The organism is Fusibacter sp. QWL-12 (assembly GCF_058683495.1).
The window spans coordinates 3,831,752-3,856,602 of sequence record NZ_CM178745.1 but is presented as its reverse complement, the minus strand read 5'-3'; the positions used below and the strand labels follow the sequence as shown (position 1 = coordinate 3,856,602).

Annotated in this window: 25 protein-coding genes and 1 other annotated feature; of the genes, 20 read left to right on the top strand and 5 right to left on the bottom strand. The window is 36.7% G+C overall.

Annotated elements, in window-relative coordinates:
• The first annotated feature begins 208 nt into the window (after window positions 1-208).
• From ftsZ to AC4PID_RS18375, 16 genes are all read left to right on the top strand, one after another.
• A complete protein-coding gene (gene ftsZ, locus AC4PID_RS18450) occupies window positions 209-1,300 on the top strand; it encodes a cell division protein FtsZ (RefSeq protein ID WP_492133462.1) in 1,092 nt (363 codons plus the stop codon).
• A gap of 80 nt (window positions 1,301-1,380) precedes the next feature.
• A complete protein-coding gene (nrdR, locus tag AC4PID_RS18445) occupies window positions 1,381-1,845 on the top strand; it encodes a transcriptional regulator NrdR (RefSeq protein ID WP_492133461.1) in 465 nt (154 codons plus the stop codon).
• 105 nt (window positions 1,846-1,950) lie between these two features.
• A complete protein-coding gene (locus AC4PID_RS18440) occupies window positions 1,951-2,775 on the top strand; it encodes a purine nucleoside phosphorylase YfiH/LACC1 family protein (RefSeq protein WP_492133460.1) in 825 nt (274 codons plus the stop codon).
• 72 nt (window positions 2,776-2,847) lie between these two features.
• Complete coding sequence (locus AC4PID_RS18435; protein WP_492133459.1) at window positions 2,848-4,173, top strand: DUF512 domain-containing protein; 1,326 nt, start codon at window positions 2,848-2,850, stop codon at window positions 4,171-4,173.
• Window positions 4,166-5,488: a ribosome biogenesis GTPase Der gene (gene der, locus AC4PID_RS18430; RefSeq protein ID WP_492133458.1), complete on the top strand. Its 1,323-nt coding sequence runs from the start codon at window positions 4,166-4,168 to the stop codon at window positions 5,486-5,488. Before AC4PID_RS18435 ends, der begins: the two co-directional genes overlap by 8 nt.
• 73 nt (window positions 5,489-5,561) lie before the next feature.
• Window positions 5,562-5,765, top strand: a complete 204-nt coding sequence (locus AC4PID_RS18425) for a hypothetical protein (protein WP_492133457.1) — start codon at window positions 5,562-5,564, stop codon at window positions 5,763-5,765.
• A 62-nt stretch (window positions 5,766-5,827) separates the two neighbouring features.
• Window positions 5,828-6,856: an NAD(P)H-dependent glycerol-3-phosphate dehydrogenase gene (locus AC4PID_RS18420; protein WP_492133456.1), complete on the top strand. Its 1,029-nt coding sequence runs from the start codon at window positions 5,828-5,830 to the stop codon at window positions 6,854-6,856.
• A 20-nt stretch (window positions 6,857-6,876) separates the two neighbouring features.
• Window positions 6,877-8,112: a biotin/lipoyl attachment domain-containing protein gene (locus AC4PID_RS18415; RefSeq protein ID WP_492133455.1), complete on the top strand. Its 1,236-nt coding sequence runs from the start codon at window positions 6,877-6,879 to the stop codon at window positions 8,110-8,112.
• 15 nt (window positions 8,113-8,127) lie between these two features.
• Window positions 8,128-8,826, top strand: a complete 699-nt coding sequence (locus AC4PID_RS18410) for a YggS family pyridoxal phosphate-dependent enzyme (RefSeq protein WP_492133454.1) — start codon at window positions 8,128-8,130, stop codon at window positions 8,824-8,826.
• Window positions 8,827-8,847: 21 nt separating this feature from the next.
• Window positions 8,848-9,348, top strand: coding sequence for a cell division protein SepF (locus AC4PID_RS18405; protein WP_492133453.1), 501 nt, complete (start codon window positions 8,848-8,850; stop codon window positions 9,346-9,348).
• A 14-nt stretch (window positions 9,349-9,362) separates the two neighbouring features.
• Window positions 9,363-9,635, top strand: coding sequence for a YggT family protein (locus tag AC4PID_RS18400; RefSeq protein WP_492133452.1), 273 nt, complete (start codon window positions 9,363-9,365; stop codon window positions 9,633-9,635).
• Window positions 9,632-10,429, top strand: a complete 798-nt coding sequence (locus AC4PID_RS18395; protein WP_492133451.1) for a YlmH family RNA-binding protein — start codon at window positions 9,632-9,634, stop codon at window positions 10,427-10,429. The genes AC4PID_RS18400 and AC4PID_RS18395 overlap by 4 nt, the downstream gene beginning before the upstream one ends.
• A gap of 11 nt (window positions 10,430-10,440) precedes the next feature.
• A complete protein-coding gene (locus AC4PID_RS18390; RefSeq protein WP_492133450.1) occupies window positions 10,441-10,887 on the top strand; it encodes a DivIVA domain-containing protein in 447 nt (148 codons plus the stop codon).
• A 55-nt stretch (window positions 10,888-10,942) separates the two neighbouring features.
• Window positions 10,943-11,148: a binding site (T-box leader), on the top strand.
• Between the two features lie 53 nt (window positions 11,149-11,201).
• Entirely contained in the window at window positions 11,202-14,297 is a 3,096-nt protein-coding gene (gene ileS, locus AC4PID_RS18385; protein WP_492133449.1) for an isoleucine--tRNA ligase, read from the top strand.
• Between the two features lie 356 nt (window positions 14,298-14,653).
• Window positions 14,654-15,991, top strand: a complete 1,338-nt coding sequence (locus AC4PID_RS18380; RefSeq protein ID WP_492133448.1) for a Sapep family Mn(2+)-dependent dipeptidase — start codon at window positions 14,654-14,656, stop codon at window positions 15,989-15,991.
• Window positions 15,992-16,116: 125 nt separating this feature from the next.
• Window positions 16,117-17,496 (top strand): PhoH family protein, encoded by a 1,380-nt coding sequence (locus AC4PID_RS18375; RefSeq protein ID WP_492133447.1) that lies wholly within the window; start codon window positions 16,117-16,119, stop codon window positions 17,494-17,496.
• An 89-nt stretch (window positions 17,497-17,585) separates the two neighbouring features.
• Here AC4PID_RS18375 and AC4PID_RS18370 read toward each other — a convergent pair whose 3' ends face one another.
• Entirely contained in the window at window positions 17,586-17,918 is a 333-nt protein-coding gene (locus AC4PID_RS18370; RefSeq protein WP_492133446.1) for a hypothetical protein, read from the bottom strand.
• 188 nt (window positions 17,919-18,106) lie between these two features.
• Here AC4PID_RS18370 and AC4PID_RS18365 point away from each other — a divergent pair, with 188 nt between their 5' ends.
• Entirely contained in the window at window positions 18,107-18,829 is a 723-nt protein-coding gene (locus AC4PID_RS18365; RefSeq protein WP_492133445.1) for a beta-ketoacyl-ACP reductase, read from the top strand.
• A 23-nt stretch (window positions 18,830-18,852) separates the two neighbouring features.
• Window positions 18,853-19,266: a MaoC family dehydratase gene (locus AC4PID_RS18360; protein ID WP_492133444.1), complete on the top strand. Its 414-nt coding sequence runs from the start codon at window positions 18,853-18,855 to the stop codon at window positions 19,264-19,266.
• 113 nt (window positions 19,267-19,379) lie between these two features.
• Here AC4PID_RS18360 and AC4PID_RS18355 read toward each other — a convergent pair whose 3' ends face one another.
• Both AC4PID_RS18355 and AC4PID_RS18350 read right to left on the bottom strand, forming a co-directional pair.
• Entirely contained in the window at window positions 19,380-19,838 is a 459-nt protein-coding gene (locus tag AC4PID_RS18355) for a threonine/serine exporter family protein (RefSeq protein WP_492133443.1), read from the bottom strand.
• Between the two features lie 9 nt (window positions 19,839-19,847).
• Window positions 19,848-20,627 carry a threonine/serine exporter family protein gene (locus tag AC4PID_RS18350; RefSeq protein WP_492133442.1) on the bottom strand — a complete coding sequence of 260 codons (780 nt, stop codon included), beginning with the start codon at window positions 20,625-20,627 and terminating at the stop codon, window positions 19,848-19,850.
• Window positions 20,628-20,766: 139 nt separating this feature from the next.
• Between AC4PID_RS18350 and AC4PID_RS18345 the strand changes: the two genes are divergently transcribed.
• Complete coding sequence (locus tag AC4PID_RS18345; protein WP_492133441.1) at window positions 20,767-21,690, top strand: RluA family pseudouridine synthase; 924 nt, start codon at window positions 20,767-20,769, stop codon at window positions 21,688-21,690.
• Between the two features lie 12 nt (window positions 21,691-21,702).
• Window positions 21,703-22,242 (top strand): bifunctional pyr operon transcriptional regulator/uracil phosphoribosyltransferase PyrR, encoded by a 540-nt coding sequence (gene pyrR / locus AC4PID_RS18340; protein ID WP_492133440.1) that lies wholly within the window; start codon window positions 21,703-21,705, stop codon window positions 22,240-22,242.
• Window positions 22,243-22,425: 183 nt separating this feature from the next.
• Here the strand turns inward: pyrR and AC4PID_RS18335 are convergent, their stop codons facing one another.
• Together AC4PID_RS18335 and AC4PID_RS18330 are read right to left on the bottom strand one after the other, a co-directional pair.
• The gene (locus AC4PID_RS18335) at window positions 22,426-24,030 is read right to left on the bottom strand and encodes a methyl-accepting chemotaxis protein (RefSeq protein ID WP_492133439.1); all 1,605 of its coding nucleotides are present in this window, start codon (window positions 24,028-24,030) and stop codon (window positions 22,426-22,428) included.
• A gap of 166 nt (window positions 24,031-24,196) precedes the next feature.
• Window positions 24,197-24,841, bottom strand: a complete 645-nt coding sequence (locus tag AC4PID_RS18330; RefSeq protein ID WP_492133438.1) for an HdeD family acid-resistance protein — start codon at window positions 24,839-24,841, stop codon at window positions 24,197-24,199.
• Window positions 24,842-24,851: the final 10 nt, after the last annotated feature.

Here is a 24,851-nt window from a genome sequence, read left to right as displayed (position 1 = left end):
CCAAAAAATATAAAAAGAGTATATACTATATGTAGTGGAAATCTAGGTATTTTAAGCAATACATATTGCGAAACACTCATAGATTTTTACGAGTCAGGGACGTTTTATAAGGACAATTAATAAGATAAAAGTTAAAGTATATTGTTTTTAATAGATAGAGATTATAAACACCTGAGAATTGTTACTTTGCGGGATAAGGAGGATTTTCATGTTAGAATTTGATGTTGCTGTTGAAGAATTTGCCCAGCTTAAAGTAATTGGTGTTGGTGGCGGTGGTAATAACGCTGTTAACAGAATGATTAAGTCTAATTTAAAAGGCGTACAATTTATCGCAATCAATACAGATAAACAAGCCCTTTACAGCTCGGCAGCTGAATATAAATTGCAAATTGGTGAAAAATTAACAAGAGGACTTGGCGCAGGCGCAAACCCAGAAGTGGGTAAGAAGGCTGCTGAAGAAAGTCGCGATGATATTTTTCAAGCACTTCAAGGTGCCGATATGGTGTTTATCACAGCTGGTATGGGCGGTGGTACTGGTACAGGAGCTGCACCTATCGTTGCTGAAATTGCAAAAGAAATGGGTATTTTAACGGTTGGTGTCGTTACAAAGCCGTTTTCATTCGAAGGTAAGAGAAGAATGAAGCATGCGGAAGAAGGCATCGAAGAGTTGAAAAAACGTGTTGATACGTTGATTACAATTCCAAATGATCGTTTACTTGAAATCGTAGAAAAAAGAACTTCAATCCTTGATGCGTTTACCATCGCTGATGATGTTTTACGTCAAGGGGTTCAAGGTATTTCTAATACAATTACTGAAACCGGCCTTATTAACGTGGACTTTGCCGATGTTAAAACAATTATGTTTGAGCAAGGCTTGGCACATATGGGTATTGGATCTTCAAGTGGCGAAGATCGCGCTATAGAAGCGACGAACCAAGCAATACACAGTCCTTTATTAGAAACTTCAATTAAAGGTTCTAAAGGCATACTTTTAAATATTCGTGGTGGCAAATCGCTTGGAATGATGGAAATTCAACAAGCTGCTGATTTGGTATACCAAGAAGCTGATCCTGAAGCAAATATCATTATGGGTGCTGTAATTGATGAGTCATTAAAAGATGAAATCACAGTTACAGTAATCGCAACAGGCTTTGATTTACCTAAAGTTGAAACAAGACAGGAAGTTAAAGTTAATAAGCCACAAGTTAAAACTGAAACTGTTAGGGTTCAACCTACAGAAGCTGACCCTGATGAGGATGACACATTTGACATTCCGACATTTTTAAGAAAGAAAAGATAACCTTGCTTCTAGCAAGGTTTTTTTTTAAAACCGATGGCGTAATCGTTTAATCAAAAAACCATTGAAAAAGAGGTGAAGTGATGAAGTGTCCATATTGTAGCAGTTTAGAATCCAAAGTCATCGATTCAAGGCCCACAGATGACGGTCATGTGATAAGACGTAGAAGAGAATGTATCAATTGCGCTCAAAGATTTACAACTTATGAAAAAATTGAAGAAATCCCAATTATCATTGTCAAAAAAGATGGCACCCGTGAATCATACAACAGGATGAAAGTGCTAAATGGCATTATCAGAGCTTGCGAAAAAAGACCTGTATCAATGGAGCAAATGGAGAGATTAATCGACCAAATAGAGACGCGTATGCATACTTCGATGGAGAAGGAAATTCAGTCAGAATTAATTGGTGAACTCGTTATGTCGGGGCTTAAGGATTTGGATGAAGTCGCATATGTAAGATTTGCTTCGGTTTATCGCCAATTTAAGGATATCAATACATTTATAAATGAATTAACCAAATTACTTCATGAAAAAGCAAAGAGTTGAAGCATTTCAGAGTCATTTTGATTTTGATAAACGATATACTAAAAGCAGTGAATACTGCTTTTTTTTATGATTTTGTTTCGATGTATTTTTAGAAAGGAGTCACTGATGAAGGACATCACAAACCGCTATAAGCAATTTGACATTATAAAAAGCAAGAACGGAATTACAACGCGTCTTGGCGGTGTCAGTCAAGGTCCTTATAGCACTTTGAATACTAGTTTTTTTGGTGACGATGATAAAATATCAGTTTATGAAAACATATATCGCGTGTTGTCGGACCTGAAAATTGAAAATAAGACAATCATTGCGACGCAACAGGTGCATTCGAATAACATTTTGGAAATTACACATGATTTCGATTTTGATAACCTAATTAAGATGGATACCACAGGATCAGCACTCGACTCATATAAGTTATACGTAGCCTCAGAAACAGATGGCTTGTTAACGTGTCGAGATGATGTCGTGTTGATGACTTTTTATGCCGATTGCGTTCCTCTTGTCTATGAATCATATGATCATAAATGGATTGGAAGTGTTCACAGTGGTTGGAAGGGAACCTCAAACTTAATGGCACTTGAAATCATTGATCAGTTGCATCAGTATGGCTACCCTAAGGAAAAAATCAATGTAGGGATTGGTCAGTGTGCAGCTGTTTGTTGCTATGAAGTAGATCAAAGAGTATATGATGGATTTACATTGAAATACAGCCAGGAGCAGCTATCACAAATATTTTTAAATCCGCGTGATGATAAATACGATCTTGACCTTAAACTTGCGAATCGTTTGATCTTAGTTGCTGATGGTGTAGATAATTCAAATATTGAAACGATAGAAGATTGTACTATTTGTATGTCGGAGCTGTATCATTCACATAGAAGGACTGGTTATCCAAGAGGCTCACTTAGTTCTTTTATATCAAAAAAATAAAAGTTGTAATTCATAGGGCGGTATATTAAAATAGAATATTGGTTGTACTGTGTTTTTTAGAAAGGTAGAAAAATGAGTTTTATAAAATCAGTTGAGGCGAATTCTCTTGCTGAAGAGTTGGAAATAGAGGTTGGCGATCGTTTAATTGCTATTAATGGCAACCCAATAAACGACATTATCGATTATATGTTTTTAATCAATGATGAGTCTGTTGTATTAGAAATTGAAAAAAAAGACGGTGAAATTTGGGAAATTGAAGTCGATAAGGATTTTGACGAAACACTTGGTGTAGAGTTTGATAATCCAATTATTGATCATGCACGTAGCTGTACCAACAACTGTGTTTTTTGCTTTATCGATCAACTCCCTAAAGGAATGAGAGAATCCTTATACTTTAAAGATGACGATTCAAGGTTGTCATTTTTACAAGGCAATTTCGTGACACTTACCAATCTAAAAGACGAAGACATCGATCGTATCATTCGATATAGAATCAGTCCAATAAATGTTTCTGTTCATACGACAGATCCTGAGCTCAGAAAGGTGATGCTCAATAATCGCTTTGCAGGGCATATTATGGAACGTTTGAAAAAATTAATCGATAATGGTATCATCGTCAATGCACAAATTGTACTTTGTCCTGGCTATAATGATCAAGCCGCACTAGATCGAACCTTAAATGATTTAATGGTGTTTCATCCTAATCTTAATAGCGTCGCAATCGTACCTATAGGTTTAACGCAGTTTAGAGAGGGCCTTATAGAAATGAGGGGCTTTGACAAGGTAAGCGCATTAGATACCATCGAACGCGTGCATCGTTTTCAAATACATGCACTCAATCAATTAGATACTAGATTTGCTTTTTTAGCAGATGAATTTTATATATTAGCTGAGCAACCATTCCCTGAAGATGCTGCATATGAGTCTTATATCCAGCTTGAGGATGGTATCGGTATGATAAGAAAATTAACGACTGAGGTGACTGAGGTTTTAGCTGGTAGTCAGTTTAAAATAAAGTCATATCCTAAATCGCTAATTGTAACTGGCACAGCAGCTGGACCTTTTGTGGAAGCCCTTTGTACAAAAATTATGAACCATGTACCAGAGCTAAAGGTCGATGTCGCTACTATAGTCAACCGGTTTTTTGGTGAAAGAATCACGGTTGCTGGACTGCTGACTGGTAAAGACATTAAAGAGCAAATTAAGTTGCTTTTGGATCAGAATCGCTATGATCAGGTTTTACTGCCGAGTGCGATGTTTCGAGATTCAGAAGAAGTACTATTAGATGATGTAACATTAGAAGAGTTGTCACAGTCATTTGGCTTACCTTTCATTAAGGTAGAGTGTACTGGTTATGCTTTAATTGACAACTTAACAGGCGGAGGTAAAAATGTATAGAAAACCAATAGTTGCTGTTGTTGGGCGACCGAATGTCGGAAAATCGACTTTTTTTAATAGAATCGCAGGTGCTAGGATATCCATCGTTGAGGATACCCCAGGTGTAACAAGAGATAGAGTTTATGCTGATTGCGAATGGTTAACACACAAATTTATTATGATTGATACAGGTGGTATTGAGCCATCTTCAACCGATATCATATTATCTCAAATGAGAGATCAAGCGCAAATCGCTATCGATACAGCTGATGTTATCGTATTCGTTTGCGATGGCAAGCACACTTATACAACGGCAGATGAAGAAATTGCACATATGTTAAGAGTGTCAAAAAAGCCAGTTGTATTAGTATTGAATAAAATTGATCAATATAAAAAACCAGATCATTTTTATGATTATTATACTTTAGGCCTTGGTGAACCAGTAATGATTTCATCGGTTAATGCCATGGGACTTGGTGACTTATTAGACGATATTGTTGCACTTTTCCCAGCAAATGATGTACTTGAAGAGGACGATGATACAATTAAAATAGCTTTAATTGGTAAACCAAATGTAGGTAAATCATCAATGGTGAATAAAATTATAGGCGAAAATAGGGTTATCGTTTCACCTATAGCAGGTACGACTCGCGATGCAATCGATACGCCTTTCACATATCAAGATCAAAAGTTTGTTTTAATCGATACCGCTGGGCTCAGAAGAAAATCGAAGGTCAACGAGTCTATTGAAAAATATAGCGTACTTAGAACGATTGCGGCGATAGAACGTTCAGATGTCTGTTTTATTTTAATTGATGCCAGTGAAGGTATTACAGAACAGGATAAAAAAGTTGCTGGCTATGCGCATGAAGCCGGTAAAGCTTCAATCTTTGTCGTTAATAAATGGGATTCAATTGAGAAGGACAATCACACTTTTAACGAATTTAAAAAACGCATTAGAGAAGAGTTCCCATTTATGGCGTATGCACCTGTGGCGTTTGTTTCTGCACTCACAGGCCAAAGACTCATGCAACTACTTGAGCAAGCTGTATATGTTAATAACAACCATGCACTTCGTATATCGACGGGTGTGTTAAATGATATTATCAATGAAGCGATTGCGCTTAATCAAGTGCCATCTGATAAGGGGAAACGTCTAAAAATTTATTATGCAACACAAGCTTCAGTTAAGCCGCCAACTTTTGTACTTTTCGTTAATGAAAGAGAGTTAGCACATTTCTCTTATGTGAGATATTTGGAAAACCAAATAAGAAAAAATTTCAATTATGAAGGTACGCCTATTGTATTTAAAGTAAAACCAAGAGGTGGCGAGTAATTTTATCAATTTAGGCGCAGTTTGACTGTGCCTTTTTTTAGAATTGTAATTCGACAAAAAGTTGGAGGCAAAAATGGAATTACCTTATGATGAAGGACCAAGACCTGAGGACGATTTGGATGATGATTTAATTGAAGATGAAGATGATGAGGGCAACCCTCTCATACGCCAAAACCCTTGGGATATCTTTGATGAAGATGATGAAGATGACGATGATTATGACGACGAAGACGACGATGATGATGATGACGATAGTGATGAGGAAGATGGAGATTAGCACTATAGTGTGGTATAATGTAGGTTAGATTGAAACAACTGATTCATCGCAAGGAGGACAATTTGAGAGTAACTGTCATTGCTGCCGGAAGCTGGGGTACAGCGCTTTCTATGGTACTAAATGAAAATGGTCACCAGGTTAAAGTATGGGCAAGAAATAAAGAACAAATAGATGAAATTAATCGAACACATAAAAATGCGAAATATCTCCCTGAAATCATTATTCCTGAGACAATCGCATTTACAAATAATAAAGATGAAGCTTTTCAAGACGCAGAACTAGTTTTATTTTCTGTTCCATCACAACAATATGGTAAAACACTTCAATCCTTAATTGAAGAAAAATATATCAATCAAAGCACCATCTTAGTCAACGTTTCTAAGGGGATCGATTTAGATGGTCTTGAGACAATGTCACAAATCACTGATAGACTTTTACCAGGCGCTACATTTGTGGTTTTATCTGGTCCATCACATGCTGAAGAAGTGGCATTGAAGCTACCGACAGCGTTGGTATCAGCGTCAAAGTCTAGAGTGGCTGCGGAGCTGGTTCAAGACTTGTTTTCAAATGACTACATGCGCGTTTATACAAACCCTGATGTCATAGGTGTTGAAATCAGTGGTGCACTAAAGAACATCATTGCACTTGGTGCTGGCGTAAGTGATGGTTTAGGATATGGTGACAATGCAAAGGCAGCACTCATTACAAGAGGTATAAAGGAAATTGCAACATTAGGTAATGAGATGGGTGCCAATATGGAGACCTTTAAAGGTTTAACGGGTGTGGGAGACTTGATCGTAACTTGTACCAGTATGCACAGTAGAAATAGACGCTGTGGTATTTTACTTGGACAAGGCAAACCACTTGAAGAAGCAACAAAGGAAATCGGTATGGTAGTGGAAGGCGCTTTTACGATTAAGGCAGCTTATCTTTTAAAGGAACGCTACAATATTGAGATGCCAATTACGACAGAGCTTTATCGTGTTCTATACGAAGGTAAAAACGCTAGAGATGCAGTTGGTCATCTGATGACACGTCAGAGAAAACACGAACTCGATGATTATGCTACTAACTTAGACGGTTGGAAATAATACGCTTGATGAGGTAATTTATGGCGATAAAGAAACGTAAAAAGCGACGGCCAAAATATGGCAGAATAGTGGTAAGCCTAGCAGTTGTCGGTATTTTTTTCTATTTTGTCATAAGGTTAGGTTTAGACTTGTTTTATAATGAACAATCAACCTATTTGGTAGAGGTAGGTAACCTTAATATTGAGAATCAATATTCAGCTTTGGTATTGAGAAATGAGCTGATTGTCGATACAAATTTAACGGGGAAAATCACTTACTTTGCAAATGAGGGTGAAATTGTTACTAAAAACCATCAAATCGCTGAAATATATAATGATGGCACAACATCAGAAGAAGCTGCTGCCGATGAACGTGAAGAAAATCGTAAAAAAATTGAGTTCGATTACAACTCCCTTGAATACGATATCACTACATTAAAAAATCAGATTATCTTTAGTATGAATGCAAAACAGTTTGATGAAATTCCCGTTTTAAAGCAACAGTTAATTCAGAAGCTAGATCGTTTGGAAAAGTTGCAAACTGAAAACAAGTTCTTGTCTAATAGAACGGCATCATATGCTGAAAAGACAATCGGTGAAGGCATTCTATTAGAAGGTCAAAAACAAGCAATCTACGCACCTGCAAGTGGTATCTTAACCTATAAAACGGATGGATATGAGGACTTTCTGACTATTGATAACTTGTATAACATCAACTATGATGAGATTAGTTCTTTGGTACTAAATGAAACCTCATTGGTACATGCTTCGGTAAAACCGAAGGATAAATTGTTTAAGATCGTTGATAATGTCAATTATTTTATTGCTGCCATCGTTTCAAATGAAGAAATTGAGACCTATAAAAACGTTCAAAAGATAACGGTTGTTATCGATGGGAAAAGTCTTGAAGGCGATGTCTACGACGTTTTTACAAACGACCAAAACGCGGTAGCTGTCATTCAACTTAGAGAAGGTTTTGATGGCTTCTTTAATCGCAGAATCATCAACTGTAGTATTGTAAGAGAAAACTATAGAGGACTGAAGATAGAGATGGATTCAATCGTCAATATCGATGGTCAAATTGGTGTATATGTCGTGGATAAAGAACGAAAACTGGTTTTCACACCGGTTAAAATACTTGGCTACGACGATGAGTCTGCAATCGTTTATAACGAGCAATACTTTGATCAAACCAAAGGAATCGTTAGGAGCATCAAACAAAATCAAGAGGTTGTCCGAGGCGCAAGTCAATATAAGGCAGGCGATAGAATTAAATAATTGTGGAGGCAAGCAGTGGCGTTAAGTTATTTAAAAACTCAACTGGAAGCACTAGAATTAGAAATTAATGAAGCTTGTAAAAGAGCTTCGAGAAATAGAGATGAAATAACACTCATAGGTGTTACAAAGACATATGAAGCAGATGTTATGAACGCTTCTATCGCATATGGGATAACCGATATCGGTGAAAATAAGGTACAAGAGATTACTCGAAAATACGATCAAGTGACAAAGGGTGTAAAATGGCATCTGATTGGACATTTACAAACAAATAAAGTAAAATATATAATTGATAAGGTTGATTTAATTCATTCGGTAGACAGTCTCAAATTGGCTGAGGAAATATCATCTCGTGCACAAAAGATTGGAAAAGTTCAAGAGGTTCTGATTCAAGTCAATGTCGCTGATGAAACTCAGAAGTTTGGCGTGTCACCTGAAAATGTAATCGATCTTATAAAAGAAATTGGCAATCTTAAAAACATCAAAGTTTGTGGACTTATGAACATCGCACCTTTTGTCGATGATCCAGAAACTTTAAGGGGTGACTTTAAGGTGATGAAAGGGCTCTTTGATCGCCTTGATGATATTAAAATCGATAATGTGGCAGCAAAATATCTATCAATGGGTATGTCGGGTGATTTTGGTGTAGCGATTGAAGAAGGCGCTAACATGATTCGTGTGGGTACTAGAATTTATGGTAACAGAAATTATTAAATCCTAAGAGGAGGCATATAAATGGCGGATCGCTTTATTGACAAGATTAAGTTTTTCTGGGGTGTTGACTCACATGAAGAAGCTGAAGATAGAACCGAAGACTTCTATCAAGATATGAAGAGAACAGACCTTGAAACTGAAGAAACGAACATGACTTTAAATGCTATTTCAGACGCATCGAACAAATCGATGAACACGATTAAAACGTCTAATAAAATCTTAAACATCCACTCAAATGCACAAATGAATGTGGTGCTGTTTAATCCTAAGAGTTTTGAAGAATCAACTAATATCGTCGATACATTAAAGAGCAGAAGACCAGTTGTCATGAATATTTCTGATTTAGATAAAGATCTAGGTCGTAAGATTTTTGACTTTTGCTCTGGTGCACTATATGCATTAGATGGTCATATCCAGCAAGTTGCTAAGGGCATCTTCATATTAGCACCTCAAAATGTAGACATAACAGGAGACGTCATAAATAAAACCGAAGCACCAATTAACAATTGGCTTCGTGAGTAATTGAAAGGGGAAGTATGAAAGAGCTAGTAGTTGCAATCTATTATTTTTTAGAAGTTGTTCTATACCTCATTTTTGGTAGAGCAATACTATCTTGGTTTATTCGCGATCCGAGAAATCCGATTATGAGATTTTTAATTCAAATCACTGAACCTATACTAAGTCCAATTAGAAATCTGTTATTTAAACTTAAAATCGGCGGCAATATGGTAGATTTTAGTCCATTGGTCGCTTTGATTTTAATACAGGTTCTAATGGGTATGGTCTCAAGGTTCGCCTTAACGTTGTGATAAATAAAAATGCAATACTCAAACAATATGCTTCATTTATCGATGCTGATGGATTGTTTCTAAAAACTTTAGACAATCTGGTCGATACTGAAGCATATTTTGAAACCAATATCAGCGATTTTTTGACCCCAGATCTGATCTTTTGCTTTGAGCAAATGGCTTCTAAATATGCAGACGAAATCATTTGTGAAAAGCTTAGTGGATTTAGTGGTGCCGAACGGGCAAAGCTCATCTTTAGGACTGAGTATTCTGAGCCTGTGTTGCCTCATAACAGCGTTAGCCTGCTCGAGATAACTTATAATACTAAGTTTAATAAAATTGAACACAAGGACGTTTTAGGCGCGCTCATGGCACTTGGAATCAAACGCGAAAAAATCGGCGACATCGTCATAACAGACAAAAGTGCACAAGTATTGGTTTCAAAAGAACTGGAAGATTACATTTGCATGCATCTTGAACAGGTTGGTCGTGCATCTATATCGATTAATCGCATACCAATTGAACAGGCAACAGAGAAATATGTCGATACGAAAGAGACGATGACCACAGTTAAAAGCCTAAGGCTGGACGCTGTAATTGCAGCAGGCTATAACTTATCCAGATCAGAAACGCAAAAGCTCATTGAATCTGAGCGCGTTAAAGTGAACCATCAAATCTGTGTGAAAACGGATCATCAGTTAGAGCAAAATGATATGATATCCGTTCGCGGATTTGGAAGAATGGTTTTAAATGCAATTGAGGGCACCACTAAAAAAGAGAGAATTAGAGTGATTTTATCACTTTATAAGCGATAGGGGGAAGAAGTATGTTGACACCACTTGATATTCAAAACAAACAGTTTTCAAAGAGCTTACGTGGTTATAACGAAGTGGAAGTGGAAGAATACCTCGCATTGATCGTTAGAAGCATGGAAGAGTTAATACAGGTCAACATTGAAACCACAGCTAAAATCAGTGAGATGGAAAAGCAGCTTGATCGCTATCAAGTGATGGAAAGAACCATCAATGAAGCGATGATACTTGCGCAACGCACTTCAGAAGAGATGATCAAGTCAGCACATGAAAAAGCGGATTTCATCATTCAAAAAGCAGATGATCAAGCGAAATCGATCATCAGTGATGCAAATAACGAAGTACTCACCGTTATTAAAAGACACGAAGAAGCGAAGCATGCGTTACAATCCTTCCAAATGCGCTTTAAAATGTTAGTTGAAAATCAGCTTAAAGCACTTGATGATACAATGTCTGAGTAACAATTACTGTTGACGCTTTATCTTTATTCAGCTATAATTATAAAAAACTAATAAGACATAAACTAATATTGGGACGAGTAGTTATAAATCCATTCAGAGAGTCAATGGCTGGTGAAAATTGACATGGCGCTTTATAATGAATATCACCCATAGTTGTTCTTGTGAACTCACAGTAGCGAGAACCGGTTAAATACCGTTATCATGAATGAAGCACTCCTATGAGTGAAATTTGGGTGGTACCACGGTTTATTCGTCCCATAGCGCAAGCTATGGGATTTTATTTTTTTGAAATACGGATTGAAAGGATGACTAAGATGAGCTACAAAGAATTGGCTAAAAATGCAGTGGCAGACAACGAAAAACTCGTCAGAGATTATTGGGAAGACATCGACTTATTGAAGTTAAGTGTTGATAGCAGAGAGGGTAAGCCTGCATTTATTTTTTATGAAGGACCGCCTACTGCAAATGGTAGACCGGGAATCCACCACGTTATTTCACGTGCGCTTAAAGACTCAGTGTGCCGTGTTAAAACGATGCAAGGCTATCAAGTTAAACGTAAAGCAGGATGGGATACACATGGTCTTCCTGTTGAGATTGAAGTTGAAAAAAGACTTAAATTGAATGATAAATCAGCTATTGAAGCTTATGGTATTGAGAACTTTAACCATCAATGTCGTTCATCTGTTTTTGAGTATGAAGATGCTTGGAGAGAAATGACGAAAAAAATGGCATATCTCATCGATCTTGATCACCCATATATCACACTTGAAAACGATTATATCGAAACAGAATGGTGGATCCTTAACAAGTTCTTCGAAGAAGGATTAATCTATGAAGGACACAAGATCTTACCTTACTGTCCACGTTGCGGAACAGGTCTTGCTTCACATGAGGTTGCACAAGGCTACCAAGAAATCAAAACCGTTACTGTCTATGTTAAATTCAAACGTAAAGATGCAGATGAGTACTTCCTTGTTTGGACAACGACACCATGGACACTTGCATCAAACGTTGCATTAACTGTAAATCCAAATGAAACTTATGTTAAAGTAAGATACAACGATGAAGTTTATTACATCGAGAAAAATCTTGCGCCAAAAGTATTAGAAGGTGAGTTTGAAGTTCTCGAAGAAATGAAAGGTAAAGATTTAGAGTACGTTGAGTATGAGCAAATCATGCCGTTTGTTAACACTGAGAAAAAAGCTTTCTTTGTTACTTGCGCAGACTACGTTACAGTAGAAGATGGTACGGGTATCGTTCATACTGCACCTGCATTTGGTGAAGATGACTATAATACAGGTGTAAGATACAATTTACCAGTGCTACAACCAGTTGATGAAGAAGGTAAATACACAGAAACACCTTGGAAAGGCACGTTTGTAATCGATGCAGACCCAGAAATCGTTACGTGGCTAGCTGAGAACAACAAGCTTTTCAAACGTCAAAGAATGGATCACAACTATCCACACTGCTGGCGTTGTCGTACACCTCTTTTATACTATGCAAAACCAAGCTGGTATATCGAGATGACAAAATTAAAAGATCAATTAATCGAGAACAATAATTCAGTTAATTGGTACCCTGACTATGTTGGTGAAAAAAGATTTGGTAACTGGCTTGAAAACCTAAATGACTGGGCGATTTCAAGAAGTAGATATTGGGGAACACCGCTTAATATTTGGCGTTGTGACTGTGGCCATACCACTTCAGTTGGTTCTAGACAAGAGCTTGTTGATCGTGCGGTTGAGACGATTACATCTGATATTGAGCTACACAGACCTTATGTGGATGATGTACACTTAAAATGTGATAAGTGTGGCGGCACAATGAACAGGGTGCCAGATGTTATCGACTGTTGGTTCGACAGTGGTTCTATGCCATTTGCACAACATCACTATCCATTTGAAAATAAAGAAATTTTTGATTCGCTATATCCTGCAGATTTTATCTGTGAAGGCATCGATCAAACGAGAGGCTGGTTCTACTCACTGATCGCAATCAGTACGTTTGTAATGGGCAAATCACCATATAAAAATGTTCTTGTAAACGATCTGATCTTAGATAAGTTTGGTAAGAAAATGTCTAAATCAAGAGGCAATGGTGTAGATGCCTTTGAACTCTTAAACAAATACGGTGCAGACGTCGTGAGATGGTACTTGTATTATGTATCACCAGCATGGACGCCAACCAAATTTGACGAAGATGGTTTGATTGAAGTTAATTCTAAGTTCTTTGGTACAATTAAGAACGTTTATAACTTCTTCACATTGTATGCCAATACAGATAAAATCGATGTTAACAGCTTCTATGTAAAACCAGAAGATCGTCCAGAGCTAGACCGATGGATTTTATCTAAGTTGAACTCATTAATCAAAGCAGTGCGTGAAGACGTAAATGTGTTTGATATGACTAAAGCAGTAAGAAAGATTCAAGAGTTTGTAAGTGAAGATTTATCAAACTGGTACATCAGAAGATCGAGAAGAAGATTTTGGGATTCTGAATTAACAGAGGATAAAAAATCAGTTTACAATACGACAAATGAAGTACTCATCACAGTCTGTCAATTGGCTGCACCTTTTGCACCGTTCATCACTGAAGAAATCTATAGAAATTTAACTGGAGAGGCTTCGGTACACGTTAGTCAATACCCTGAGGTCGTTGAGTCTTTAATCGACCTACGCGTAGAGTCTAGAATGGACCTTGTAAGAGATCTAACAACGTTAGGTAGATCAGCTCGTGAATCGGTTAAAATTAAAGTTAGACAACCAATCAACGAAATTATCGTAGATGGTAAGTACGAAGAATTAATCGGCGATTTAGTGGAACTTTTAATGGAAGAGCTTAATGTAAAACACGTTGAGTTTACAAATAATCTTCCAAACTATATGAATTTCCAACTTAAACCGAACTTTAAAGTACTTGGACCAATTATCGGTAAAGGTATGGGTGCGTTCACAGCTGAGCTAAACAAACTCGACCCGCAAGTTTATGCGATGAAACTCGACGGTGGTGAGAGTGTTACGATCGAGCTTGAAGGCAAACCGTTTGAAGTCACTGCTGAGCACGTTCTCATTAACATCAATGCGAAGGAAGGCTTCACCGTTAAAATGGAAAACAACCGTTTTATCATCCTAGATACGCAATTAACGGATGAACTCATCGCAGAAGGTTATGCAAGAGAACTGATCTCAAGAGTTCAACAAATGAGAAAAGCAAATGACTATGAAATGATGGATCAAATTACAATCTACTACCAAGCGCCAGAAGCGTTTGCAAATGCAGTAGAAGCGTATGCTGAGTATATCAAATCAGAAACATTGGCAACCGCTCTAGTCGCTGGTCAAGATCAACCATACGAAATGCACCAACTCAACGGACACGAAGTTGGCGTATTCGTCACTAAGAACTAAGTTATTTTTAGTTTTAAATTATATATTTGATGTTAAAAATTGAGTTTGGTTGATTATTTAGACAATTAATTTTGCTACTTAATTTAACTACTAAATTTAACTATCAAATTTAACTAACAAATAAACAAACTGATATAATATGTATTTAAAATTCGCAATATTGAATTCGTAGGACGCTCCGCAGGCTTTGCCGAGGACCGACGTCTGAAGAATTTAATATTGCGAATTTTTTTAGTTCATATGGCTGGAATTAAAAATAATTATACTATTGACACAAATTGTTGATTTACCGCCACGAGATAGGTTATATATTATTAAAACAGCTAGTTGCTACACAAGGATAAGGGGGCGTTGTTATGATGGTTCGTAATAAGGTAGTTGAAAATCAAAAGGAAATGATTTCAGCTTTGGTGGAATTGTTAGCGATTCCAAGTGTACTAGACGAGTTAGATGAAGTGAGACCTTTTGGAAAGCAAATTGATGATGCGTTAAAAAAGACTCTAGAAATCTGTGAAAGGCTAGGTTTTAAAACTTATTATGATCCTGAAGGCTACTATGGATATGCCGAGTATGGTGAAGGTGAAGAAATGATTGCCATACTAGGTCATATTGACGTTGTATCTGAAGGTGATGCAAGTAACTGGAAGCACGCCCCATATAGTGGTGAAATTGAAGATGGCAAAATTTATGGCAGGGGTGCTATAGATGACAAAGGACCTCTTATGGCTGCTATTTATGGTGTAAAGGCGGTTATCGATTCTGGAGCACAATTTAATAAAAGAGTGAGAATTATTATAGGTACTGATGAAGAAACTGGCTGGAGAGGTATCTGTAGGTATTCTTCAAGAGAAGAAAACCCAGTTGCTGGCTTTACACCAGATGCGAACTTTCCTGTTGTGTTCGCTGAAAAAGGCTTATTACAGTTCAGATTAAAATCAGATCAGAAATCTGAGCTTAGAGTAAGAGGCGGTACTGCCATGAACGCAGTTCCTGAATCTGCCTCCTATCATGGTGATCATATCTATCGTCTTGAAAAACAATTGAAGAAAATGGGATTTGATCACGAGCTTGAAGAAGAAGAACTTTTCGTCATCGGTAAAAGTGCACATTCTGCTAAACCTAATGCTGGGATAAATGCAATTGTGAGAATGGCAATGGCTTTAAAAGAAATCGGAACTGAATCGTCAATGATTGCTTTTTTAAGTGAAAAGATTGCATTCACGTTTAATGGCGAGCTAATCTATGGTAATTGCCAAGATGAACCTTCGGGTAAATTAACTTTTTCAGTCAATCAGATCGATTTATCAAGCTTTGGTGAAACCATAGGCATTGATGCAAGGATACCTGTAACGGTTGATAAGAAATATATCGTAGATGGCATTACAAGAGTTGCTGAAAAATACGGGTTGGTTTACGAAGAACTCGATTATTTAGCACCTTTGTATATAGAAAAGGACTCCGAACTGATTCAAACTTTAACACAAGTTTATGTTGAAGAAACTGGGTTATCAGGCGAACCAACAGCTTCTGGTGGTGCGACTTATGCACGTTCAATGAAAAATATCGTGGCATTTGGTCCTGCATTTCCCGGTCAAGAAAAAGTAGCACATCAAACCGATGAGTATTTTGATTTGAATGCTATGATTAAATGTGCACAAATTTATGCTAAATCAGTAGAGAAATTAATCAAGTAATTATAAAGGCGTAATTAATAGAGTTTATCTCTATATTTATGGGCTTAACAAAAAGTTAATATGCTTCAAATAATGTAAAAATCCAAGTATGCTATATTATAACTATCACGATCTAGGAGGCAAATATGGTTAAGAATTTTATATTAGATACTAACGTAATGATTCATGACCCAGAGTGCTTTTACAAGTTTGAAGACAATCATGTGATTATTCCGATTATTTGCATTGAAGAGTTGGATCATCTAAAAAAAAGAGAAGGTATCGTCGGTTATCATGCAAGATGGGCTGCACGTGAGCTCAGTAATATTCGCCAAAGGGGATCGCTTTCTGAGGGTGTCGTTTTAGATAATGGTGGCACTTTGAGAATTGAACTCAATCATATGGACTTTTCTAATCTACCAGATGGTTTGGATTTTACTAAAAATGATACAAAGATATTAGCTGTAGCAAAGCAACTTCAAAGAATCTATGAACCAACCCAAACCGTTTTGGTAACGAAAGATCTTTATATGGCAATCAAAGGCGATGCGATAGGCTTAGAAATCCAGGATTATCAAAATGATAAGATTGATACAGATGATCTTTACAAGGGTTATATAGAAAAGCTTTTATTTAGCAAGGAAATTGATCAAATATACAGCGGTGGACTCGATCCAAAAGGTTTTTTCGATGAGCCTTTATTTCCAAATGAGTTCGTACATGTAAAGAGTTTGGATCGAGAAAATCATGAAATTTTGGCGCGATATGATGGAAAAAAAATAGTACCTCTTAAATATCAAAACGAAATTTCATGGGGATTAACACCAATCAATAGAGAGCAAAAAATGGCTTATGAACTACTTATGAATCCCGATGTTCATTTTGTTACTATTTCAGGTGGTGCTGGGTCTGGTAAGACGATTTTAGCTACTGCAGTAGCACTGCAAAAGGCAATCGAACAAGGACAATATAGAAAAATTGTCTTTGTGAGACCTGTTGTGCCAGCTGGAAATGATATTGGTTATTTACCAGGAACAGAAGAAGAAAAATTACGTCCATGGATGGGTAGCTTCTATGATGCAATTGAAAATTTGGTCGATCAAAAAGTGATCAAAAAACAAAAGGAAAATTTGGGAAAAGGCAGACATCTTGTCTACTCAGAAAAACCTGAGTTTAGTGTAGAAGACTTTATCGAGCAATATAGAAAATATGGTGTTATAGAAACAAAAACCTTCACTTACATGAGAGGGCGAACTTTGACAGATGCCTTAGTAATCGTTGATGAGGCGCAGGAAATTACACCACATTTGGCTAAGCTCATGTTGACGCGTGCAGGATTTGGATCAAAATTTGTGTTCATTGGTGATCCAAGTGACAATCAAATAGATAATGTTCTGGTAGATGCTAAGTCAAATGGTTTGGTCTATACGATAGAAAAAATGAAACCATATGAGCTCTCTGGACACGTCACATTGAAGCAAGTTGAACGTAGTCCACTTGCTAAGATTGCAGAGATGGCGATGTAGTAGGTAAAACAAATATAAAGTCAAAAAAAATAAAAGCATGGTTTTATTTGAAACCATGCTTTTTATATGCAATATTCATTTTGAAACCATTAGTGAAATGCGACAATCTTATCGACAAAAATACAGATTTCATCGAATAGCATGTTGTATTTAACGTTGTTTGCATTTTCAGTAAAAGTTAAGTTCTTTTGATATATGTTTGTAAAGCAAATCAAGCTAGATGTTTCAGGCTCGAGTATTTTTACCGTTGAAGCACTGTACTTAGTTGAAGCAAACCAGTTGTCAGACACGATTTCGATGTTCTCTTTAAGTAGAATTAACCAACCGATACCATCCACTAGAAATTCAACTGATGAGCGTCCTGTATTGTTAAAATAATCTAAAAATGCGTTAATTTTCTCATTATTGATATTATTAGCCATTTTTACCTCCAAATAATTATCGTTGTGTTATAATAGTATTGTATAATTTGTTCCATCAAATGAACAGGAAAAAATGACAGATATACATATTTTTTTTTGTTCTGATGGCCGATTCTTCAGAGGAGTTGGCATAAAAATTGCAATATTCTATGCCGACAATATTTCAATGGGATTTTAGGAGGTTTGAAATGAAAAGACTTGAAGGTAAGGTTGCTGTTGTAACTGGCGGCGCTCAAGGCATTGGTAGATGTATTTGTGAAACGTTTGCCAGAGAAGGCGCACAAGTAGTAGCTGTGGATATGTCCGATTTAGCTTACACTTGTGAAAACGTTGAAGGATACAAACTTAACGTAACAAAACGTACAGATATTGAACAGTTTGTTGCGGATGTTGTAAAGAAATATGGACACATTGACGTTTTAGTTAACAATGCTGGTATTACTAGAGATGCATTGATTAATAAAATGACTGAAGAAATGTGGGACCTTGTTATCGATGTTAACTTAAAAGGCGTTTTCAATTTAACACAAGCGATCGCACCTGTTATGTTAGAGCAAAAGAAAGGTTCAATCGTAAACATCGCTTCAGTTGTTGGTGAATACGGAAACATTGGACAATCAAACTACGCTGCAACTAAAGCTGGCGTTATTGGCCTTGCTAAAACATGGGCAAAAGAATTCTCAAGAAAAGGCGAAGCAATTAGAGTTAACTCAGTTGCTCCTGGCTATGTAAATACTGAAATGATGCAAACTGTACCTGATAAAGTTTTAGATCCAATCAGAGCTAAAACGATGTTAGGCAGATTAGGAGAACCTCAAGAAATCGCAAATGCTGTATTATTCTTAGCAAGTGATGAATCTTCATTTGTTACAGGACATAATTTATCTGTAAACGGTGGTTTACGCTTATAATCGCTTAAAATAGGAGGCTTTTCATGCTTAAAACGATAGATACAATACAAGTTGGAGATACAGCAAGCTTTACTAAAACAATTTCCGAGTCCGACGTCTATATGTACGCTGGCATTAGTGGTGATTTTAATCCTGCGCATATCAATGCAGTAGAAGCGGAAAAAGGAATGTTTAAAGAGAGAATCGCTCACGGTATGTTAACTGCAAGCTTTATTTCAACTGTTTTAGGTGTTCATTTACCAGGTCCAGGGACAATTTATTTATCACAAGAGTTGAGCTTTAAAAAACCGGTAAAATTTGGTGACACAATCGAAGCTAAGGTTGAAGTTATCGAAAGAATAGTAGAAAAGAATAGACTGATTTTAAGAACGACATGTACGAACCAACATGGTGAACTTGTTATCGATGGTAAGGCAATGGTAATGCCTCCAAAATAGACACCATGTAGATTTCGACTCAATACATTCGTAATAGCGAAATACTCAAAAAGGTGTAACCCTGTAATTTACCAGAATGAAACTAATAATAAAGCGAAGTGGATGAAAACCATCTACTTCGCTTTTTTTATTAACCACTTATCTAAGGTTGGACGAATGATTCTTACAAATGAAGTTGCCAATACGATCCCACATGCAATTGAGATGGCGATAAATAATGACTCAGCACCAGTGGTTAATGCAGAATCAAAATCCTTTTCTACAATATGGAGCATCGTATAGTAAATCCCATAGCCTGGAACAAAAGGAATGATTCCTGGAATTGTAAATAGTGTAGCAGGATGTTTTTTTACAGCTGCGAGGATTTCACCAACTAATCCAACTGCTATAGAGCCTGCGAAAGCAGGTAAGATAAAATTGGTGGACTGAATCGATTGAAAAAAGAAATATAGTAACCAGCCAATCATTCCTGAAAAACTCGCTGCTAAAATTAAGCGTCTAGGTAGATTAAACAGGACTGAAAATCCTACCACACTTAAAAAAGAGTAAAATGCCTGTGCAACATAAATCATATTAAACTCCTACGAGATGAATTTTAAACTAAATTGAAGTACCATACCCACACCAAACGCAAGAGCAATTGCGATAAAGAGTGCTTCCATAATTTTAGCACTTCCAGCGAGAAGCTCACCTGAGATCAGATCACGAATGCCATTGGTTAATGACACACCAGGAACCAAGGTCATTAATGGTCCAATTATAACTGTATTAATGGAGGCGTTAATACCGAAATTTCCAAGAAATATAACAAAGACAACACCAAAAAGTGCTGCGGCAAATCCACCTAAAATATTTTTAATAAAGAAGTTAAGATGCTTGCTATCCAGTGCTTCCATCCATAAAACGGTCAATGCTGACGCGAGATACCCAATTAGGAATTCGATGTAAGTGCCTCCAAACATCAAAATGAAAAAGCCACCACCCATACCACTAGAAAGAACTCTGATCCATTTTTTAAATCGAGGCGGGGCGTTAAGGGTTTGAATTTTTTTCTCAGCTTCTTCAAGGCTCATTTCGCTCGTTGTGAATTCTCTTGAAAATGCGTTCGCTCTATCGATGCATTCAAGATCGATTCCCTCAGGATTGACTCGCTCTAAAAGACTAATTGTCGTATCATTATAAGCTGCACTAATAATAATACCTGTCGGTATAACGAAAACGTTTACTTCTGTTAAGCCTCTAGATTCAGCCATTCTTTGTACGGTATCTTCTACACGATAGGTTTCAGCACCATTTTGAAGCATGATTTTACCCGTCTGTGTTGCGATGTGTATAATTTTTTTGATTTTATGTTGATCCATGGATCCTCCAAGGTTGTTTATACTGTTATTACTGATTTTCTTATTATACCAAAAACAAAAAAGAAGTATGCATTTTTATTGTAATAAATTGATTAAATGTTTGATAATAGTTATAATAGAAGGACGTTGAGGTGAGGAAATGGGACAATTATCCAATAAAATAACCTTGATAAATGAAAATGAGCCCTTGCGACTAGATGTTTTTCTGAGTCAAGAAATGGCAGATTTATCAAGGAGTTATATTCAAAAATTAATTTCAGAGGACCGCGTTAGTATAAACGGTTCCATCTGCCAAATAAAAAAGCAAATCGTCAAATTGGATGATGAGGTTGAAATCATCATACCAGATCCAGAAATTCTCAAAATTGAGGCTGAAAATATACCACTTGATATTGTATATGAAGATAATGATGTTATTGTTGTGAATAAGCCTCAGGGAATGGTGGTACATCCTGCACCTGGAAATTATTCAGGTACATTGGTCAATGCGTTAATGTACTTCTCAGAACGTCTTTCCTCAATCAATGGTGTGATACGACCTGGGATCGTACATCGGATTGACAAAGATACATCTGGCTTGCTGATGATCGCAAAAAATGATAAAGCACATGAGTCCTTAGCGGCTCAACTTAAGGATAAAAGCTCCCTTAGAGAATATGTCGCTATCGTCAATGGGGTTTTAAAAGACGACAACGGAACGATTAATGCGCCGATCGGTAGACACCCACAGGACAGGAAAAAAATGTGTATCCTTCAAGGTGGAAGAGAGGCTGTAACGCATTATGAAGTGATAATGCGATATAAGTATCATACACTTGTTAAATTAAGACTTGAAACTGGTAGAACCCATCAGATAAGAGTGCACATGGCAATGCTGGGCTATCCGATTTTAGGTGATCCCGTCTATGGTGTAAAAAGTGAGCGCGTTAAGCACGATGGACAAGCGCTGCACGCAAAAATGCTCGGTTTTATTCATCCATCAACAGGGGAGTTAATGACATTTGAATCTGAGCTTCCAGAGTATTTCCAAGAGTTAATTAAAAAGTGTCAATCTTTAAAATAATGGAGGTCTAAAATGGAATTTAAAGCGAAACTACTAGATGATAAAATGATTGATCGTTCATTAACACGTCTTGCACATGAAATAATCGAAAAAAACAAAGGGATTGAGGATATCGTCTTAATTGGAATTAAGTCGAGAGGTGTACCTTTAGCGCATCGCTTATCTTCTAAAATAGAAAAAATTGAAGGCATATCGCTACCTGTTGGTGAGTTAGATATTACACTATACAGAGATGACTTATCCTTGAAAAGCTATGAGCCTGACGTACGTGGTTTACAGGTTGATTTTAAGATCGATGGCAAGATCGTTATCCTAGTGGATGATGTTATCTATACTGGGAGAACGGTAAGAGCTGCTATGGATGCAATCATCGATTTTGGTAGACCGAGTATGATTCAGCTAGCAGTACTTGTAGACCGTGGTCATAGAGAGCTACCAATTCGTCCAGATTATGTCGGTAAAAATCTACCAACCTCTAGCAAGGAAGTCGTTAAGGTGAAACTTGAAGAGATGGATGAGGTAAGTGAAGTTAGTATTTATCAGAAGCTATAATATTAATCTTTGTTATATAAAAATCTTTGAACATTAAGTCTATAGATTTTACTGCAAGTGAGATTTTGACACAATTTAAAGGTGCAGATCCGAAATGGATTCTGCACCTTTTTAATTTTGCAACAAATTTAAATAGTATACGAAGACGTGATGAATGATGTGATTAAGGAATGGTTGAAAAATTTAAATGGTTACGTCGAGTACGATAACACCAACAATTTCAGAATTGCTTTTAATAGGTGTTGCAACGCTGATGCAATAATCTTCTGTTAGCGAAGAAATGTAAGGTTCAGACACATAATCTTCGCCCTTGATACTGTGTTTAAAGAAAGGTCGATGAGAAGCGTCAATTCGACTTGCACCTGTATCCTGAGAGAAAACGAAAGCCATACCTTCGCGGTCGAGTAGCGCAAGTAACTCATAATCTGGTGATTTTGCCTTTAGACTCGCCAATTGTCCTTTGGTTATCGTTTGTATTCCCGCTGTCCCCATTGATTGGGCTTCACCCTTAAGCATTTTTAGAGAAGCGTTAATTTTTTGTTTGACATCATCGTTTATTTTTAATCCCTTTTTATATTCATTTACAACCAAACCAAGGGCATTTGAAATCCCTAATAGATTGTCAAGTGAAGAGACGATAGTGCTTAAACTAATCAACTGAACTTCTGTAAGTGCAGCAGTTTCTTCGATGTTCGCAGTAACTTGTTGACTTTCCTCCGAAATATTTTTTATCAGTTTATAGACGTCTTCAGTTGAGTTGGTTTGATGATCAATTTGATGAATAATATCGCGAATTATCGAAAGCGTGTTATCTACGGATTCATAGCTTACGGTTAAAAGTTCATTAGATTCATCTGCAAATATTACGTTTTCATTAGCATTTTTAACTTCATCAGAAATTTTTGAAGTAATAGCTTCAGTTTTTCTTACAATGTCGTCAATCATTCTGCTGATGCCCTCTGAAGATTCATTGGATTGCTCAGCAAGCTTACGGACTTCTTCAGCAACAACGGCAAAGCCTTTTCCAGCTTCTCCAGCTCTAGCAGCTTCGATAGAAGCATTTAAAGCTAGTAAATTTGTCTGAGAAGAAATGTTACTAATCACGTTGACGATTTCGATGATTTTATGCATTTCAGATCGAAGTAAAGAAACTTCTTCAGAAATAAGGGTGTTTCTATTTGCACTTTCCTTCATTCGATTGATGAGATCAAGGGTATTTTTATTATTGATATCAAGATTTGCCTTCATCAGTTTTGCGATTTCTTCAGCTGTTTCTGAGTTGTTAGAAACGCTACGCATATCATTTCTCATAGCTTCTGCATCGTGCTGCATATCAAGTGATTCTTTTGACATGTTATCCACCGATTGCGAGATTTCTGAAACGTTTTCAGTGACTTGCGAAAAGGACTTTTCCATTTCATCACCAGAACGTTTGATCGTTTCAATAAGATTCAACAATTGTTCTGATGTGGTCAACATCTTACCGATAATGGATTTTGTATTTTTATTACTTGATGAGACAATTTGTGTGATAACGGTGAAATCCTTTGAAAGATGTTTGTTAACCTTTACAGTTACATCGCCATTACCCAGACGCTCAAGATATTCAGATACGTATTGAACTTGTTTTTTTAGATGCAGTTGATATAGGAACGTCATCATAATAAGTAAGACGATTAAGATCCCAGCAGTCACTAGGAGATTTAGCTCAATGTAGTTTAGGCCTAGAGCGACTATTGCAAAGAAAAGAAATCCTAAGAATATTTTGAATGAGAAAGTTTTAAACATAGCTTACACCCCTTAATATGAATTGATAGATAATTCAAAATCGTCAGATTTATTATAGTTTAACATGTTTTTTCTATTAATTCACTAAGAAAGTTACGTACAAAAAATCAAGAAAGCGACGTATTATACGTCGCTTTATAATGTCAGTCGATTTTGTAACTCATCGCTATTCTACGTCTTTATATTCAATTTCTTCAACATCATCTTCATCGATGTTAATGATGACTCTATTATTGGGCTTTGGTTCGCTCTTTGGCTCTTGATGCGCAAAAGAGGAGTTGAAAGTAAAAATAAACGGCCCAGTTTTTTGCTTTGTTCTATTTCCAATCGGTAGTGTATTTCCTACAAAGATCAGCATTATTCCTACGAATACGATGATGATACCAAGTATCATTATAACTGAAGACAATGCGGCTTTTGTATTTAACATTGCAAATACACCGAGGAGCATAAGTGCAATAGAGGAAATTAAAGTACTCTCACTTTGTTTCCTAAATTTTGAAAAGGTGAGAAAAAGGCCATTAAGTCCAAGGATAAAACACCCTATACCTAGCATGAATAAAACATATTGTGGATTGACAAAGGCGTACAGACCGACGACGAGAATAGAAAAACTAACCAAAATCGTCAATTTGCTTTTTACAAACAGAGCAAAAACCAATGAGTAAAATCCAAGCATTAAAAATAAAAAAGTAATTGCTCTAACTGCAAACAGTCCTACAAATGTAGGAAAAGCAACGCAGATTAATCCCAAACCGGATAAAATTATACCTAAGATCTGTATCGCGTTAAAATGCGAAGTTTGTTTCATAAAACACCAA

Excerpts from the sequence above, each read along its gene's own strand:
- AC4PID_RS18380 (WP_492133448.1), top strand. The coding sequence starts at position 14,654 with ATGATGGTTCGTAATAAGGTAGTTGAAAATCAAAAGGAAATGATTTCA.
- AC4PID_RS18365 (WP_492133445.1), top strand. The coding sequence starts at position 18,107 with ATGAAAAGACTTGAAGGTAAGGTTGCTGTTGTAACTGGCGGCGCTCAA.
- AC4PID_RS18350 (WP_492133442.1), bottom strand. The coding sequence starts at position 20,627 with ATGGATCAACATAAAATCAAAAAAATTATACACATCGCAACACAGACG.
- AC4PID_RS18400 (WP_492133452.1), top strand. The coding sequence starts at position 9,363 with ATGAAAGAGCTAGTAGTTGCAATCTATTATTTTTTAGAAGTTGTTCTA.
- AC4PID_RS18355 (WP_492133443.1), bottom strand. The coding sequence starts at position 19,838 with ATGATTTATGTTGCACAGGCATTTTACTCTTTTTTAAGTGTGGTAGGA.
- AC4PID_RS18345 (WP_492133441.1), top strand. The coding sequence starts at position 20,767 with ATGGGACAATTATCCAATAAAATAACCTTGATAAATGAAAATGAGCCC.
- AC4PID_RS18435 (WP_492133459.1), top strand. The coding sequence starts at position 2,848 with ATGAGTTTTATAAAATCAGTTGAGGCGAATTCTCTTGCTGAAGAGTTG.
- ftsZ (WP_492133462.1), top strand. The coding sequence starts at position 209 with ATGTTAGAATTTGATGTTGCTGTTGAAGAATTTGCCCAGCTTAAAGTA.
- AC4PID_RS18335 (WP_492133439.1), bottom strand. The coding sequence starts at position 24,030 with ATGTTTAAAACTTTCTCATTCAAAATATTCTTAGGATTTCTTTTCTTT.
- pyrR (WP_492133440.1), top strand. The coding sequence starts at position 21,703 with ATGGAATTTAAAGCGAAACTACTAGATGATAAAATGATTGATCGTTCA.
- AC4PID_RS18360 (WP_492133444.1), top strand. The coding sequence starts at position 18,853 with ATGCTTAAAACGATAGATACAATACAAGTTGGAGATACAGCAAGCTTT.
- AC4PID_RS18330 (WP_492133438.1), bottom strand. The coding sequence starts at position 24,841 with ATGAAACAAACTTCGCATTTTAACGCGATACAGATCTTAGGTATAATT.
- AC4PID_RS18390 (WP_492133450.1), top strand. The coding sequence starts at position 10,441 with ATGTTGACACCACTTGATATTCAAAACAAACAGTTTTCAAAGAGCTTA.
- AC4PID_RS18370 (WP_492133446.1), bottom strand. The coding sequence starts at position 17,918 with ATGGCTAATAATATCAATAATGAGAAAATTAACGCATTTTTAGATTAT.
- AC4PID_RS18425 (WP_492133457.1), top strand. The coding sequence starts at position 5,562 with ATGGAATTACCTTATGATGAAGGACCAAGACCTGAGGACGATTTGGAT.
- AC4PID_RS18405 (WP_492133453.1), top strand. The coding sequence starts at position 8,848 with ATGGCGGATCGCTTTATTGACAAGATTAAGTTTTTCTGGGGTGTTGAC.
- AC4PID_RS18440 (WP_492133460.1), top strand. The coding sequence starts at position 1,951 with ATGAAGGACATCACAAACCGCTATAAGCAATTTGACATTATAAAAAGC.
- AC4PID_RS18415 (WP_492133455.1), top strand. The coding sequence starts at position 6,877 with ATGGCGATAAAGAAACGTAAAAAGCGACGGCCAAAATATGGCAGAATA.
- der (WP_492133458.1), top strand. The coding sequence starts at position 4,166 with ATGTATAGAAAACCAATAGTTGCTGTTGTTGGGCGACCGAATGTCGGA.
- ileS (WP_492133449.1), top strand. The coding sequence starts at position 11,202 with ATGAGCTACAAAGAATTGGCTAAAAATGCAGTGGCAGACAACGAAAAA.
- nrdR (WP_492133461.1), top strand. The coding sequence starts at position 1,381 with ATGAAGTGTCCATATTGTAGCAGTTTAGAATCCAAAGTCATCGATTCA.
- AC4PID_RS18375 (WP_492133447.1), top strand. The coding sequence starts at position 16,117 with ATGGTTAAGAATTTTATATTAGATACTAACGTAATGATTCATGACCCA.